The sequence below is a fragment of the Escherichia ruysiae genome, from assembly GCF_031323975.1.
Taxonomy (GTDB): domain Bacteria; phylum Pseudomonadota; class Gammaproteobacteria; order Enterobacterales; family Enterobacteriaceae; genus Escherichia; species Escherichia ruysiae.
In genome coordinates, this window is the sequence record NZ_JAVIWS010000001.1 from 259,908 (window position 1) to 274,364 (window position 14,457).

At 50.4% G+C, this 14,457-nt stretch carries 16 protein-coding genes; 7 read left to right on the forward strand and 9 right to left on the reverse strand.

Annotation, left to right across the window (positions count from 1 at the left end; all coding sequences use genetic code 11):
• Positions 1-9: 9 nt before the first annotated feature.
• The gene (gene sodC, locus RGV86_RS01400; protein ID WP_000819796.1) at positions 10-531 is read left to right on the forward strand and encodes a superoxide dismutase [Cu-Zn] SodC; all 522 of its coding nucleotides are present in this window, start codon (positions 10-12) and stop codon (positions 529-531) included.
• Here the strand turns inward: sodC and RGV86_RS01405 are convergent, their stop codons facing one another.
• From RGV86_RS01405 to RGV86_RS01415, 3 genes are read right to left on the reverse strand one after another with little or no spacing between them, the layout of a single operon-like run.
• Positions 532-2,544 carry an FUSC family protein gene (locus RGV86_RS01405; protein ID WP_137598439.1) on the reverse strand — a complete coding sequence of 671 codons (2,013 nt, stop codon included), beginning with the start codon at positions 2,542-2,544 and terminating at the stop codon, positions 532-534.
• On the reverse strand, positions 2,544-3,401 hold the full coding sequence (locus tag RGV86_RS01410; protein WP_085460691.1) for an efflux RND transporter periplasmic adaptor subunit: 858 nt from the start codon (positions 3,399-3,401) through the stop codon (positions 2,544-2,546). Before RGV86_RS01410 ends, RGV86_RS01405 begins: the two co-directional genes overlap by 1 nt.
• Positions 3,402-3,403: 2 nt before the next feature.
• On the reverse strand, positions 3,404-3,640 hold the full coding sequence (locus RGV86_RS01415; protein WP_000671001.1) for a DUF1656 domain-containing protein: 237 nt from the start codon (positions 3,638-3,640) through the stop codon (positions 3,404-3,406).
• A 200-nt stretch (positions 3,641-3,840) separates the two neighbouring features.
• On the opposite strand from RGV86_RS01415, the gene slyA reads away from it, so the two are divergent.
• A complete protein-coding gene (slyA, locus tag RGV86_RS01420) occupies positions 3,841-4,275 on the forward strand; it encodes a transcriptional regulator SlyA (RefSeq protein ID WP_016158207.1) in 435 nt (144 codons plus the stop codon).
• A 46-nt stretch (positions 4,276-4,321) separates the two neighbouring features.
• Here slyA and slyB read toward each other — a convergent pair whose 3' ends face one another.
• Positions 4,322-4,789 (reverse strand): outer membrane lipoprotein SlyB, encoded by a 468-nt coding sequence (gene slyB / locus RGV86_RS01425; RefSeq protein ID WP_000597203.1) that lies wholly within the window; start codon positions 4,787-4,789, stop codon positions 4,322-4,324.
• 274 nt (positions 4,790-5,063) lie between these two features.
• On the opposite strand from slyB, the gene anmK reads away from it, so the two are divergent.
• From anmK to pdxY, 5 genes are all read left to right on the forward strand, one after another.
• The gene (anmK, locus tag RGV86_RS01430; protein WP_085460692.1) at positions 5,064-6,185 is read left to right on the forward strand and encodes an anhydro-N-acetylmuramic acid kinase; all 1,122 of its coding nucleotides are present in this window, start codon (positions 5,064-5,066) and stop codon (positions 6,183-6,185) included.
• A gap of 90 nt (positions 6,186-6,275) precedes the next feature.
• Positions 6,276-6,599, forward strand: a complete 324-nt coding sequence (mliC, locus tag RGV86_RS01435; RefSeq protein ID WP_000734947.1) for a C-type lysozyme inhibitor — start codon at positions 6,276-6,278, stop codon at positions 6,597-6,599.
• 58 nt (positions 6,600-6,657) lie between these two features.
• Positions 6,658-7,314, forward strand: coding sequence for a pyridoxamine 5'-phosphate oxidase (pdxH, locus tag RGV86_RS01440; RefSeq protein WP_001282324.1), 657 nt, complete (start codon positions 6,658-6,660; stop codon positions 7,312-7,314).
• 128 nt (positions 7,315-7,442) lie between these two features.
• Positions 7,443-8,717: a tyrosine--tRNA ligase gene (gene tyrS / locus RGV86_RS01445; RefSeq protein WP_085460693.1), complete on the forward strand. Its 1,275-nt coding sequence runs from the start codon at positions 7,443-7,445 to the stop codon at positions 8,715-8,717.
• A 60-nt stretch (positions 8,718-8,777) separates the two neighbouring features.
• Positions 8,778-9,638, forward strand: a complete 861-nt coding sequence (gene pdxY / locus RGV86_RS01450; protein ID WP_085460694.1) for a pyridoxal kinase PdxY — start codon at positions 8,778-8,780, stop codon at positions 9,636-9,638.
• Positions 9,639-9,676: 38 nt separating this feature from the next.
• Here the strand turns inward: pdxY and gstA are convergent, their stop codons facing one another.
• The 5 genes from gstA to rsxG all read right to left on the reverse strand — a co-directional run bounded on the left by gstA (position 9,677) and on the right by rsxG (position 14,454).
• Entirely contained in the window at positions 9,677-10,282 is a 606-nt protein-coding gene (gene gstA, locus RGV86_RS01455) for a glutathione transferase GstA (RefSeq protein ID WP_000765736.1), read from the reverse strand.
• Between the two features lie 105 nt (positions 10,283-10,387).
• A complete protein-coding gene (gene dtpA / locus RGV86_RS01460; protein ID WP_000100947.1) occupies positions 10,388-11,890 on the reverse strand; it encodes a dipeptide/tripeptide permease DtpA in 1,503 nt (500 codons plus the stop codon).
• Positions 11,891-12,499: 609 nt separating this feature from the next.
• Positions 12,500-13,135 (reverse strand): endonuclease III, encoded by a 636-nt coding sequence (gene nth, locus RGV86_RS01465; RefSeq protein WP_001030339.1) that lies wholly within the window; start codon positions 13,133-13,135, stop codon positions 12,500-12,502.
• The gene (rsxE, locus tag RGV86_RS01470) at positions 13,135-13,830 is read right to left on the reverse strand and encodes an electron transport complex subunit RsxE (protein ID WP_001289640.1); all 696 of its coding nucleotides are present in this window, start codon (positions 13,828-13,830) and stop codon (positions 13,135-13,137) included. Before rsxE ends, nth begins: the two co-directional genes overlap by 1 nt.
• 3 nt (positions 13,831-13,833) lie before the next feature.
• On the reverse strand, positions 13,834-14,454 hold the full coding sequence (rsxG, locus tag RGV86_RS01475; protein ID WP_000920784.1) for an electron transport complex subunit RsxG: 621 nt from the start codon (positions 14,452-14,454) through the stop codon (positions 13,834-13,836).
• Positions 14,455-14,457: the final 3 nt, after the last annotated feature.

Below are 14,457 nucleotides of genomic sequence, written 5' to 3' on the forward strand. Positions count from 1 at the left end.
GGAGGTCCTATGAAACGTTTTAGTCTGGCCATTCTGGCGCTGGTTGTTGCAACCGGCGCACAAGCTGCCAGTGAAAAAGTCGAGATGAACCTCGTCACGTCGCAAGGGGTTGGGCAGTCAATCGGTAGTGTAACAATTACTGAAACCGATAAAGGTCTGGAGTTTTCACCCGATCTGAAAGCATTACCACCCGGTGAGCATGGCTTCCATATTCATGCCAAAGGAAGCTGCCAGCCAGCAATGAAAGATGGCAAAGCCAGCGCCGCAGAATCCGCAGGCGGGCATCTTGATCCACAAAATACTGGTAAGCATGAAGGGCCAGAAGGTGCAGGACACTTAGGCGATCTGCCGGCACTGGTGGTTAACAATGACGGTAAAGCAACCGATGCCGTCATCGCGCCTCGTCTGAAATCACTTGATGAAATCAAAGACAAGGCGCTGATGATCCACGTTGGCGGCGATAATATGTCCGATCAACCAAAACTGCTGGGCGGTGGCGGTGAACGCTATGCCTGTGGTGTCATTAAGTAATTAAGAGGTCAGCGTACCTTGCGGCGGCGCTTGCTCAAGTTGCGAAAGCGAGCAGTACAGACGCCAGACAATCGCCGCCAGCTCACGGGCTGCGGGTTGATGATGGTGGGCAAGGCTGTCGCATATCCGCTGTAATTCTTCAAGTGTGGCCGCCAGTGATTTTTGCTGAACGCCACGCTCATTCATTACTTCCCGCAACAGAAAAATACAGTTATCCCGCACTCGCGATAACGGATCGGAACGCGATTCCCAGTCCCGCAATTGCCAGACAACATGTGAACAGTTCAGCAGCACCACGCCCCAGCGTAATAACCAACGGCGAGCCAGTGCATCCTGGCTGTTGCTCAACTGACTAACGTGGTGATAAGTGAGCGATTCAAATTCGCTTTCACTCAGGGTTGGATGGCGGCTTAGTTGGTCGACAAAATCCCGGCGCAGTGCGCGAATATGACGACGACTTTTACGGGCATCAGATCCAGGTCGCAGAATGGCGAACGCTAACCACGCCAGTGCCACGCCAACAATTTTCGCCAGATTATCGTTAAGAAAGTCAGCAAAATCATACACCGGGGGATTAGTGACAGCGATGAACGAACCCATAAATACGATCAGTTGTCCCCACAACGCGGCAAATTTTGGCATCTGTAATTTGAGAAGTTGCATCGTCGCCAGCAGCGGGAAGAGAAACAGCAAAAATTGCCACAGGTCGCTAATCTGAACCATCAGACCAAACTTAACCACAAAGCTAAATAGCGAAAGTAATACCAGCGTGCGCATAAGTAGCGACAGTGACTTAAACGGTGCCGCGACGGCGGAGTAGAGTACGCAGCTAATTGCTGCCAGTGTTAATGCATTGGCACCGGCATCCCATTGCGAGGTAATACTCCATGCGCCAATTATCATCAACGTACAAAATGTGCGCAGTCCACTCCACATAGCTTCGGCGTTATCGGTATGACGTGCCAGGCCGGCTGTTCGTGGGAGTCTGGCACGATCATCTGTACCGCTTTGCAGACGATGTAGTTCCTGACTGCTTTGCAGATAAAGGCGGCAAAAATAGCGTAGTCGCTGCCAGAAGGCGACGTGCCGATAGTCGGCTAAGTTGGTTGGGCGCAGTGGGGCAATGATACGTGCGACGGTGTAAAAATCAGTTTGCGAACTGGCAAGCGCCGTCAGCAACTGTTCGAGAATTTCACGTGTGGCGGCGGGCGTTGATGACCAGTTGAGCAACATACGTCGCAGGCTGGAGATGACGCTGGTCATGCGTAATTGCTGGTGGAGTAGCGCATTCAGGCGTGCATTTTGCTGGCGGAAACGATAGTGACTCCAGAACGCCTGAATGCGCAGCAAATTCATGGTTAATATTTGCCCAATGATTCCTTCATGTGCTGTGCGAATGGCATCGGTTGTTTCAGGCTGCCAGAGCAAGCTGGCATGTTCCAGTAAACGGGCATGCATGTTTTTCAACGCGGTTAAAAGCGCAGTGGCGTCGGAGCTACTCGGCAGGATCATCATCATCATGCCACCGCAGAGAATACCGACGATGACTTCGCAAACGCGTGCCTGAGCGATATCCCATAACTGGCTTGCTTCCGTGATATTGACCATCGGAAAGGCGATAATGGCCGCAGTGTAGCCCGCCAGTTGGAAGGCATACGCCACGTTATTCGTGAAGTGCGCGCAAGCCCAGGTACAAAAGCCAAGCCACGCCGACATGCTCAATAGAAAAAACCACGGCTCGTTAAGCGTATGCCCGGCAAGAATCAGTGCCGCGATGGCTCCCAGCAAACTACCAGCGATGCGTCCGAGACTTTTGCTGATGACACCGCCAACGGTGGGAAAGCTTACCACCGCAGCCGAGGTCATCGCCCAGTAGGGTTCATCGAGATTTAAATAATAGGCAACCGTCAGCGCCAGGCACATGGCAATGGTATTGCGTAACGCATAACACCATTGCGCCAGCGAGGCCCTGCACCAGGGCAAATTGCGCAAGGACCATAACGATGCGTTCATTATTGACCTACGGCGATGCTACATGTTGTACCGGATACCAGCGTGACATCGCTGGGAACATTATCCAGAGCAAAGCGGACGGGAACGCGTTGGGCGAGACGCACCCAGGGGACGTTAGGTTTCACATCCGGAATCAGGCTGGAATCACTTTCAATGCTCTGATCATAAATCGCCCGACCGATACTGGAAACGTGACCCTGTAACGTTTTGTTGTCGCTATAGAGCGTAATTTGTGCTGGTGCACCGTCGTGGATATGGCGCAATTTGGTTTCTTCAAAATAACCAATGACGTAAAACGAATGGCTATCCACCAGGGCAAACAGGGGTTTTCCGGTGTCGGCGTAGTCGCCGATGCGGGTAGTGAGATTAGTTACCCATCCACTCACCGGAGCGCGAATTTCCGTTTGCGCCAGTTGCCATTGTGCCTGTTTAAGCGTCGCCTGTGCGGCATCAACACTGGCCTGCATCGCTTTAACATTGAGGTTAGCGGTATCCAGCTCTTCGGCAGAGATAAAATTATGTGAGAGATGACGGCGACGATTAGCTTCGTTATTGGCTTTGGCGAGGTCAGATTGCGCTTTCGTTAACTGAGCCTGGGCGTTCAGTTCGGCTATCTGGAAGGGCGTTTTATCGATGGTGAGTAAAATATCACCAGCATTAACCAACTGGTTGTCTTTTATATTCATCGCAACAATACGTCCAGACACCTGAGGCGTGATAGAAACCTGTTCTGCGCGTATTTTTCCGTCGCGTGTCCACGGTGACTGCATGTAATAGTTCCATAGCCACCATCCGGCAAGAATCGCAACAACCGCTACAATAATTGTTGAGAAATACTTAATTGTTTTAATTGACATAGTTACCACGCAATCAGTATTGCCAGAGCAAGGCAAACGCAAATCGCAAACAGCGATAAATCCATTAACAAGGGATGCCAGATGTCACCGGCGTAGATCCAGCCGCGAAGCAGGCGGTGTATAACAAGCCAGAGGACAAATCCAAGCGCGAACGCTTTGAAAAACGGAGGAAAATAGACGGACGCACCGAACACCAGATCTTGTAAGGGCAATCCCGTTGCATTAAGCATAAACTTCACAAAATAGATTCCTTTACGACCGAATATATTGCGTTAGATTAATAAATATTCTTTAAGTGCGAAAAAGTTACGCGCAATTTCTGAAAAGCATGTCTGACGGTAAGCAAATGCAGCAATACATTTGTTTTAGCAATACAATTGCTGCACACTATTCTAAAAGCTGTATAATATCTTAGCAAGCTAATTATAAGGAGATGAAATTGGAATCGCCACTAGGTTCTGATCTGGCACGGTTGGTGCGCATATGGCGTGCTCTGATAGACCATCGCCTGAAACCGCTGGAGTTAACGCAAACCCATTGGGTAACGTTGCACAATATCCATCAGTTACCTCCAGACCAGTCGCAAATTCAACTGGCAAAAGCGATCGGCATTGAGCAGCCTTCACTGGTTCGTACGCTGGACCAACTGGAAGAAAAAGGGTTAATTTCGCGTCAAACTTGCGCCAGCGATCGTCGGGCTAAACGTATTAAACTGACGGAAAAAGCGGAGCCGCTGATTAGCGAAATGGAAGCGGTTATTAACAAAACCCGGGCGGAAATATTGCATGGAATTTCCGCAGAGGAAGTAGAACAGTTGATTAAGCTCATTGCAAAACTTGAGCATAATATTACTGAGCTGCAGGCCAAAGGGTGAAATGAAGAAGGCGTGTGGTCAGTGACCTGACCACACGTCAACTTATTTAGCGCGGAGAGACAGTCACCTGGCTACCGTTGCTGGCCAGGATAACACGTTGTCCCGGAGAGAAGTGGGTATTGCCCTGTTTCTGTACCACCATAATGGTGTTGCCATCATCTTTACGAATTTCCAACTCCACACCCTGAGTTTTGTTCATTGCGCTCTGCACGCCCTGACCCGCTACGCCACCTGCGATAGCGCCTGCCGCAGTTGCCAGAGAACGCCCAGTTCCGCCACCAACGGTATTCCCAAGGAAGCCACCGAGAACCGCACCGCCAATTGCGCCGATAACGTTGGAATCATCACCGCCCTGAATTTGTACCTGTCGTACATTAACGATTGTGCCATAGCTGACATTCTGCACTTGCTTCGCTTCAGAGGCGGTATAGACATCGCCAGAAAGGGTATCGTTATTAACACAACCGACAAGAGACAGACCTACCATTGATACAACCAGTACGCGCTTAATCATTGAAAAATCTCCTGATTACCATGAAACGCCTCACAAGCATCCCTCATGGCCAAAGTAAATGGCATTGGTATAACTATGATTACATGTTCCACTAAAACATGATGGAATCATAATTAGAATACGGTTAACCAAGTATAAACAAAACATTCATAGTAATTATTGATATGAATATAATGTTTTCCTGGTAATGGTAAAAATCGGCGCTCATGCATGGAATTCGTGAGAGGTTTGTGTTTGAGTGGAGCGCAAACGACAGGTTGAAAAAGGATGGACTATGAAATCAGGCCGCTTTATTGGCGTAATGTCAGGCACTAGTCTGGATGGTGTCGATGTTGTACTGGCGACTATCGATGAACACAGGGTGGCGCAGTTGGCAAGTTTGAGCTGGCCGATTCCCCCATCACTTAAACAAGCAGTACTGGATATTTGTCAGGGGCAGCAGCTTACGCTTTCTCAGTTCGGTCAACTGGATACTCAACTTGGTCGCTTGTTTGCCGATGCCGTTAACGCACTGCTCAAGCAAGAAAATTTGCAGCCAAAAGATATCGTCGCCATCGGGTGTCACGGACAGACTGTCTGGCACGAACCTACTGGCGTTGCACCGCATACTCTACAGATTGGTGATAACAATCAAATTGTGGCGCACACTGGAATTACTGTCGTTGGTGATTTTCGCCGTCGCGATATTGCCTTAGGTGGGCAGGGGGCGCCGCTGGTGCCAGCGTTTCATCACGCATTACTGGCTCATCCGACAGAGCGGCGAATGGTTCTCAACATTGGTGGTATCGCCAATTTGTCGTTGTTGATTCCAGGGCAGCCGGTGGGGGGGTACGATACCGGGCCGGGTAACATGTTGATGGATGCGTGGATCTGGCGTCAGGCCGGTAAACCTTACGATAAAGACGCTGAGTGGGCGCGGGGGGGGAAAGTCATTTTGCCCCTGTTGCAGAATATGCTTAGTGATGCGTATTTTTCCCAATCCGCGCCGAAAAGCACCGGGCGCGAATACTTTAACTACGGTTGGCTGGAACGGCATTTGCGCCATTTCCCGGGTGTTGATGCGCGTGATGTCCAGGCGACGCTGGCGGAACTTACCGCCGTGACCATTTCTGAACAGGTATTATTGAGTGGCGGCTGCGATCGTTTGATGGTCTGTGGTGGCGGAAGCCGTAATCCATTGGTGATGACGCGACTTGCTGCCTTGCTGCCAGGAACCGAAGTGACTACCACTGACGCCGTCGGCATTAGTGGTGATGACATGGAAGCATTGGCCTTCGCGTGGCTTGCCTGGCGGACGCTGGCGGGGCTGCCAGGCAACCTGCCTTCGGTCACCGGCGCAAGCGAGGCGACGGTGCTGGGCGCAATTTTCCCTGCAAACCCGCGATATCAGAGTTAACTGAATTTTTCCTACTGCGTCTGCCGTTACACTTGGAAGTTGAGGAGAGCGTTTTGCTCTCCGGACCAGGAAAGTCTTCGGGATGTGTTTATGAAAAAACTGTTACTGATCTGTTTGCCGGTGCTTCTCACTGGCTGTGGCGCGTTTAATCAACTGGTTGAACGTATGCAAACTGATACGCTGGAATACCAGTGTGATGAAAAACCGTTGACGGTAAAACTGAATAATCCGCGTCAGGAAGTCAGTTTTGTCTACGACAATCAATTAATTCACCTTAAACAGGGCATTTCAGCCTCTGGCGCACGTTATACCGATGGCATTTATGTTTTCTGGTCAAAAGGTGATGAGGCAACGGTCTATAAGCGTGACCGCATCGTCTTGAATAACTGTCAGTTACAAAATCCGCAGCGTTGAGATTTTTCCAGGGGCGGCGCACAATAGCGTCACCCACTGACAATCCGTAAAGAAAACCATGTCTGATAACGACGAATTGCAGCAAATCGCGCATCTGCGCCGTGAATACACCAAAGGCGGTTTACGCCGCCGCGATCTTCCCGCCGATCCTTTAACCCTTTTTGAACGCTGGCTCTCCCAGGCCTGTGAAGCCAAACTGGTTGACCCCACCGCGATGGTCGTCGCAACCGTTGATGAACATGGTCAGCCTTATCAGCGCATCGTGTTACTCAAACATTACGACGAAAAAGGGATGGTGTTTTACACCAATCTCGGCAGTCGCAAAGCGCATCAAATCGAAAATAACCCGCGCGTTAGCCTGCTTTTCCCGTGGCATACTCTTGAACGCCAGGTGATGGTGACCGGTAAAGCGGAGCGTCTTTCGACTCTCGAAGTGATGAAATATTTTCATAGTCGTCCGCGCGATAGCCAGATTGGCGCGTGGGTATCTAAGCAGTCCAGCCGTATTTCCGCGCGAGGGATCCTTGAGAGCAAATTCCTTGAGCTGAAGCAGAAGTTTCAGCAGGGCGACGTCCCGTTACCGAGTTTCTGGGGCGGTTTTCGCGTAAGTCTTGAGCAGGTTGAGTTCTGGCAGGGCGGTGAGCATCGTCTGCATGACCGCTTTTTGTACCAGCGTGAAAATGAGGCGTGGAAAATCGATCGTCTCGCACCCTGAAAAGATGCAAAAATCTTGCTTTAATCGCTGGCACTCCTGATTCCGGCACTTTATTCTATGTCTCTTTCGCATCTGGCGAAAAGTCGTGTACCGGCAAAGGTGCAGTCGTTATATACATGGAGATTTTGATGGCAAGCAGTAACTTGATTAAACAATTGCAAGAGCGGGGGCTGGTGGCCCAGGTGACGGACGAAGAAGCGTTAGCAGAGCGACTGGCGCAAGGCCCGATCGCGCTCTATTGCGGCTTCGATCCTACCGCTGACAGCTTGCATTTGGGGCATCTTGTTCCATTGTTATGCCTGAAACGCTTCCAGCAGGCGGGCCACAAGCCGGTTGCGCTGGTAGGCGGCGCGACAGGTCTGATTGGCGACCCAAGCTTCAAAGCTGCCGAGCGTAAGCTGAACACCGAAGAAACTGTTCAGGAGTGGGTGGACAAAATCCGCAAGCAGGTTGCCCCGTTCCTCGATTTCGACTGTGGAGAAAACTCTGCTATCGCCGCGAACAACTATGACTGGTTCGGCAATATGAATGTGCTGACCTTCCTGCGCGATATCGGTAAGCACTTCTCCGTTAACCAGATGATCAACAAAGAAGCGGTTAAGCAGCGTCTCAACCGTGAAGATCAGGGTATTTCGTTCACCGAGTTTTCTTACAACCTGTTGCAGGGCTATGACTTTGCCTGTCTGAATAAACAGTATGGTGTTACGTTGCAGATTGGCGGCTCTGACCAGTGGGGTAACATCACCTCTGGTATCGATCTGACCCGTCGCCTGCATCAGAATCAGGTGTTTGGCCTGACCGTTCCGCTGATCACCAAGGCTGACGGCACCAAATTTGGTAAAACTGAAGGCGGCGCAGTATGGCTGGATCCGAAGAAGACCAGTCCGTACAAGTTCTACCAGTTCTGGATCAACACCGCTGATGCCGACGTTTACCGCTTCCTGAAGTTCTTCACCTTCATGAGCATTGAAGAGATCAATGCCCTCGAAGAAGAAGATAAAAACAGCGGCAAAGCACCGCGCGCCCAGTATGTACTGGCGGAGCAGGTGACGCGTCTGGTTCACGGTGAAGAAGGTTTGCAAGCCGCGAAACGTATTACCGAATGTCTGTTCAGCGGTTCCTTGAGTGTGCTTAGCGAAGCGGACTTTGAACAGCTGGCGCAGGACGGCGTACCGATGGTTGAGATGGAAAAAGGCGCTGATCTGATGCAGGCGCTGGTCGATTCTGAACTGCAACCGTCCCGTGGTCAGGCGCGTAAAACTATCGCCTCCAATGCCATCACCATTAACGGTGAAAAACAGTCCGATCCTGAATACTTCTTTAAAGAAGAAGATCGCCTGTTTGGTCGTTATACCTTACTGCGTCGCGGCAAAAAGAATTACTGTCTGATTTGCTGGAAATAATGCACTAAGTGGAAAGGGGGAGTGAGAAATCACTCCCCTGATTTTTATACAGGGAGCACAATGAAAAATATTCTCGCTATCCAGTCTCACGTTGTTTATGGTCATGCGGGTAACAGTGCGGCAGAGTTTCCGATGCGCCGCCTGGGCGCGAATGTCTGGCCGCTGAATACCGTTCAATTTTCTAATCATACTCAATACGGCAAATGGACTGGCTGTGTGATGCCGCCCAGCCATTTAACCGAAATTGTGCAGGGCATTGCCGCCATTGATAAATTACACACCTGTGATGCCGTACTCAGTGGTTATCTGGGATCGGCGGAGCAGGGCGAACATATCCTCGGTATTGTCCGTCAGGTAAAAGCGGCGAATCCACAAGCGAAATATTTTTGCGATCCCGTAATGGGGCACCCGGAAAAAGGTTGCATCGTTGCGCCAGGCGTGGCGGAATTTCATGTCCGTCACGGTATGCCAGCCAGCGATATCATCGCGCCGAATCTGGTCGAGCTGGAAATTCTTTGTGAACATCCAGTACATAACGTCGAAGAGGCCGTTAACGCTGCGCGTGAGCTTATTGCGCAAGGGCCACAAATCGTATTGGTTAAACACCTTGCACGTGCGGGCTACAGCACAGATCGTTTTGAAATGCTGCTGGTTACTGCTGATGAAGCCTGGCATATCAGCCGTCCGCTGGTCGATTTCGGTATGCGCCAGCCGGTAGGTGTTGGTGATGTGACGAGCGGTTTACTGCTGGTGAAATTGTTGCAGGGGGCAACGCTGCAGGAGGCACTGGAACACGTGACGGCGGCAGTATACGAAATTATGGTAACCACCAAAGCAATGCAGGAATATGAACTGCAGGTGGTTGCCGCGCAAGATCGTATAGCCAAACCGGAACACTATTTCAGCGCAACGAAGCTCTGAAATACCTCGGCCCACAGCTTCCTGTGGGCCGATGACGATTACTGCAAGCCTTCCGCCGTCAACGCGGCTTTCACCGCCGGTCTTTCAGTCATACGCTGCATAAAGGCTGCAATGTGCTCTAAACCCTCCAGATTCAGTTTCACCGCGTATGCCCAGCGCAGAACCGTAAACAGATAGGCGTCAGCGATGGTGAAACGTTGCCCGCAGATCCAGTGCTCATCTTTCAGCGCGTCGTTAACATACTGCAGCTTTTTCTCCAGTTGTGCACGGGCAGCCTGTTTATACTCTTCCGGGGTATCCGGGCGGAACAGTGGTGTGAACCCTTTATGCAATTCGGTGGCGATATAGTTCAGCCATTCGATGGTTTTATAGCGAGAAATACTGTTTACCGATGCCAGCAACTGGCGGTCGGGAACACTGTCAGCAAGATACTGCATAATTGCTACGCCTTCCGTCAGCAAAGTACCATCGTCCAGTAGCAACGCAGGAACCTGTCCCTTAGGGTTAATGGCAAAGTAATCATCACCGTTCTCGAGACGTTTTTTCATCAAATCCACACTGACGAGCGTAAAGTCCTTTCCGCTCTCACGCAGGGTGATATGGGAAGCAAGAGAGCAGGCGCCCGGTTTGTAGAACAGTTTCATCGGTAACTCCTTTTGGCTGTGGTTTAAAGTATGGTAGTGCGTTGCTGAACAAAAAAAAAGCCGCTAACGAAAAGTTAGCGGCTTGTAAAAGAGTTTCCCTGAAATTTACGCTACGGCAGCTTTCGCCGCTTTGTCTGCAGCATCGTCCTGGGTCATGCGATGCAGTTTCGGCGCGGTCAGCAGCATCAGCACAGCAATAACGGCAGTGGCGACACCAATCTGCAAGAACACGCGACCATACACTTCCAGCGACATCAGCGGATCGGTTACGTTATCCGGAACAGCCATCATACCCGCAACATAACCACCAATCAGGTTTGCACCGGCAGTGGTCAGGAACCAGCTACCCATAATGAAGCCCATCAGACGCTGCGGAACGAGCTGTGCAACCATCGCCAGACCCAGACCAGAGATCATCAGTTCACCGATACTCTGCAGGCCGTAGCTAGCTACCAGCCAGCTTACAGAAACGATACCGGCGTCAGACGCGAATTTCGCACCCAGCGGCAGGATCAGGAACGCACCAGAACACATCACCATACCGATTGCAAACTTGGTCGGCATCGGCAGGGTATCGCCCATCTTGTTATAGATAGCGGCCAGAATCGGGCTACCAATGATGATCCAGAATGGGTTCAGCGCCTGATACTGCTCTGGCTCGACGGCCAGACCAAGAATAGTGTGTTCAACGTTACGAATCGCAAAGAAGTTCAGCGACGTCGGCATCTGGCTGTACAGCACGAAGAAGATGATTGCTTCAAGCATCAGGATGAAGGCGACGATCATTTTACGACGCGCAGCACCTTTCATGGCGAACGCTTCTTTACCGAAGATAACCACGATACCCAGGGCAACAACGCCCAGCGCCATACGTGCTACTTCCTGGTTGTGCAGCAGCCAGGTTGCAACTGCGATCAGGGCTACAACACCAATAATGGTCAGCAGCAGGTTACGGTAGTTGACTGGTTCAAAGTCAGGTTTTGAGCCGTACTGCTTAACCCAGCGTTGGCAGAAGGCGAAGTTAACGATAGTGATTAACAGACCTACTACGCTAAGGGCGAACGCGACGCTCCAGCCATATTTGGCAGCCAGCCATGGGGTTGCAATCATAGAGAAGAAAGAACCGATGTTGACGGACATGTAGTACATGGTAAATGCACCGTCCAGACGCGGGTCGTTTTTCTCATAGCAAGTAGAGAGCAGCGAAGACGGGTTGGCTTTAAACAGGCCGTTACCTACGGCAATAGCCGCCATACCCATATAGACGATACCGGCGTCGTGACCAGACCATGCAACCAGCGCATAACCAATGGCCAGTACAATAGCACCAAGCATAATAACGCGTTTAGTACCCAGTACCTTGTCACCTAACCAGCCGCCGATAGCGACCAGACCATAAACCAGGGCGCTAAAGGAAGAGAAAAGGGTGATTGAATCCGCTTCAGACATACCCAGTTGTTTAACCAGGTAGACAGCCATAATTCCTTGCAGGCCGTAATAACCAAAACGTTCCCATAACTCAATCGAGAAGATGAGATAGAACGCCTTCGGTTGTTTGAAAGCGTTCAAACTGACGCTTTCTGTTGGTTTTTGGTTTGCAGTGGACACTTTTACCTCTTTTTTTACATCCCATATTAACGGGGGTGCTTTCTCGCGTGATGTCTAAAAAACATACGCGCAATTGTTATAGTGGGAGGGGAAACGGCAGGTAATGTTCACTATCTTGCACTTTCAGACAAGTCCTTTGTAATAATCTGTTACATATAACTGGCGTGGAGAATTCATCGGCTCCGGGAAATGTTATCCAGCGTTAAATTTTTCAAAAAACGTAAAGGCAGATTTTTTCACTACTGAGATAGGGTAATAATTCCAGTTTGGCGATATGTTCTGCTATAAGGTGTTTTATGTAGTGGGATAGTCCATTATCTGAAAAATAGCCAGTGTAATGTTTTGTAGGTTTCAGGACGGATTGAATCAATGCTTTGTCAAATTTAACTTTTAAAATGCATTGTTTTTACATTTCAGTATCAGTGTGATCTTGATCACGAATAGATAGAAAATTTCGCTATTAAAAAAACAATTAACCTGCATTTTTGGTTATTCACAAACGGATTGCCTGATGATGCCGCAGCGAGGCGGCATCATTAACGTTAGAGGGATGTTTTTGAAGAAGATAAGGAAAGGTAATGGATGGGTAGACGACACCATCTATTTGTGTCAGATGTCAACTTTCTCTTTGTATTCACAAAGATCTTCAATAATGCAGGAGCCACAGCGCGGCTTGCGGGCAATGCAGGTATAACGCCCGTGAAGAATTAACCAGTGGTGGCAATCGACTTTAAATTCTGCCGGAACCACTTTCAGCAATTTTTCCTCAACCTGCTCGACATTTTTTCCTGGCGCAAATTGGGTGCGGTTGCAGACCCGGAAAATGTGGGTATCTACAGCGATGGTCGGCCAGCCGAAAGCGGTATTCAACACCACGTTAGCTGTTTTACGTCCAACGCCGGGTAAGGCCTCCAGCGCCGCGCGATCTTCCGGAACTTCGCCATTATGCTGTTCCAGTAAGATACGGCAGGTCTTAATGATATTTTCCGCTTTGCTGTTATATAACCCAATAGTTTTGATATACGTTTTTACGCCTTCAACACCCAGTTCGAGCATTGCCGCAGGCGTATTAGCCACCGGGTAGAGCTTCGCCGTCGCCTTATTAACGCTGACATCGGTGGCCTGAGCGGAAAGCAGTACGGCAATCAGCAATTCAAAAGGCGAACTGAAATTAAGCTCGGTTGTGGGGTGAGGATTGTTCTCACGCAGACGTGTGAGGATCTCCAGGCGTTTTGCTTTGTTCATCAGACATTCCCTGTTTCACCGTTCGGCAAGCCGCGTTCGGCGATTGCTTCAGCGCGGCGCTTTTTCATTTTTTCATCAATCAGATATTTCACTGCCAGCATCAGTCCCAGACCAATAAATGCGCCTGGTGGTAACATTGCCAGCAGGAAAGGGGAATCAGTGTGGAAGATCTCCACCCGCAATACTTTTGCCCAGTTACCCAACAGCGCATCGGCACCGTCAAACAACGTTCCGTTGCCGATGATTTCGCGTAGTGAACCCAGCACGAACATTGCGCAGGTTGCGCCCATGCCTATCGAAAAACCATCAAGAGCCGAAAGCGCCGGACCTTTTTTGGCGGCGAAGGCTTCAGCGCGACCCACAACGATACAGTTAGTGACAATCAGTGGAATAAAAATCCCTAACGATTGATACAGGCCGAAGGCGTAGGCGTTGATCAGCATCTGTACGGCGCTGACCACCGAGGCGATGATCATGACGTAAATGGGGATACGGATCTCAGCTGGCGTCCAGTGACGCAGCGTCGAGATAGTCAGGTTGGTAAGCGTCAGCACCAGTGTCGTCGCAAGCCCTAAACCCAGAGCGTTGGTGGCAGTGGACGTGACCGCCAGCAGTGGGCAGAGGCCAAGCAACTGAACCAGTGCGGAGTTGTTCTTCCATAACCCCTGAACAATAACATCTTTAATTTCGCTCACGGTTTATTCTCCACAGGCAGGAAGTTGAGAAAGTTGTGCCGGTAACGTCTGAGCGTACAATCCGGCGCGTTTTACCGCATTCACCACCGCGCGAGGCGTAATGGTCGCCCCAGTAAACTGGTCAAAATCACCGCCATCTTTCTTCACCGCCCAGTGCGCGTCGTCAGCACCGCTGATTTTTTTACCCGCAAAATGGGTGATCCAGTCTGAAAGGCGCAGTTCGATTTTATCGCCAAGCCCTGGCGTTTCGTGATGTTCTGTCACGCGAGTGCCAAGTACCGTGCCGTTAAAGTCGGCTCCGACCAGTAGCTGAATCGCACCGGAATAGCCATCCGGCGCGGTCGCTTCCAGAACGGCGGCTACCGGCTTGTCATCCTGTTTAGCGATGTAAACCCGATGCTCACCTTTACCTAACTCTGGTGCCGTCACCAGGTAGCAACTCTGCGCCAGCGCATTGTTATAGCGTTCGGCTGGCAACACCTGATCAAATAACGCCTTTTGTTGCAGGCTGGCCTGTTCAGCAATCGTCGTTTTGGTCATCTGGTTGATGGCCGCCGTTAAACCTGTTGAACCCGCAGCAAACAGCGCCAGTGTAATACCGTGTTTTCGGATAGTTTTCAGCATGGT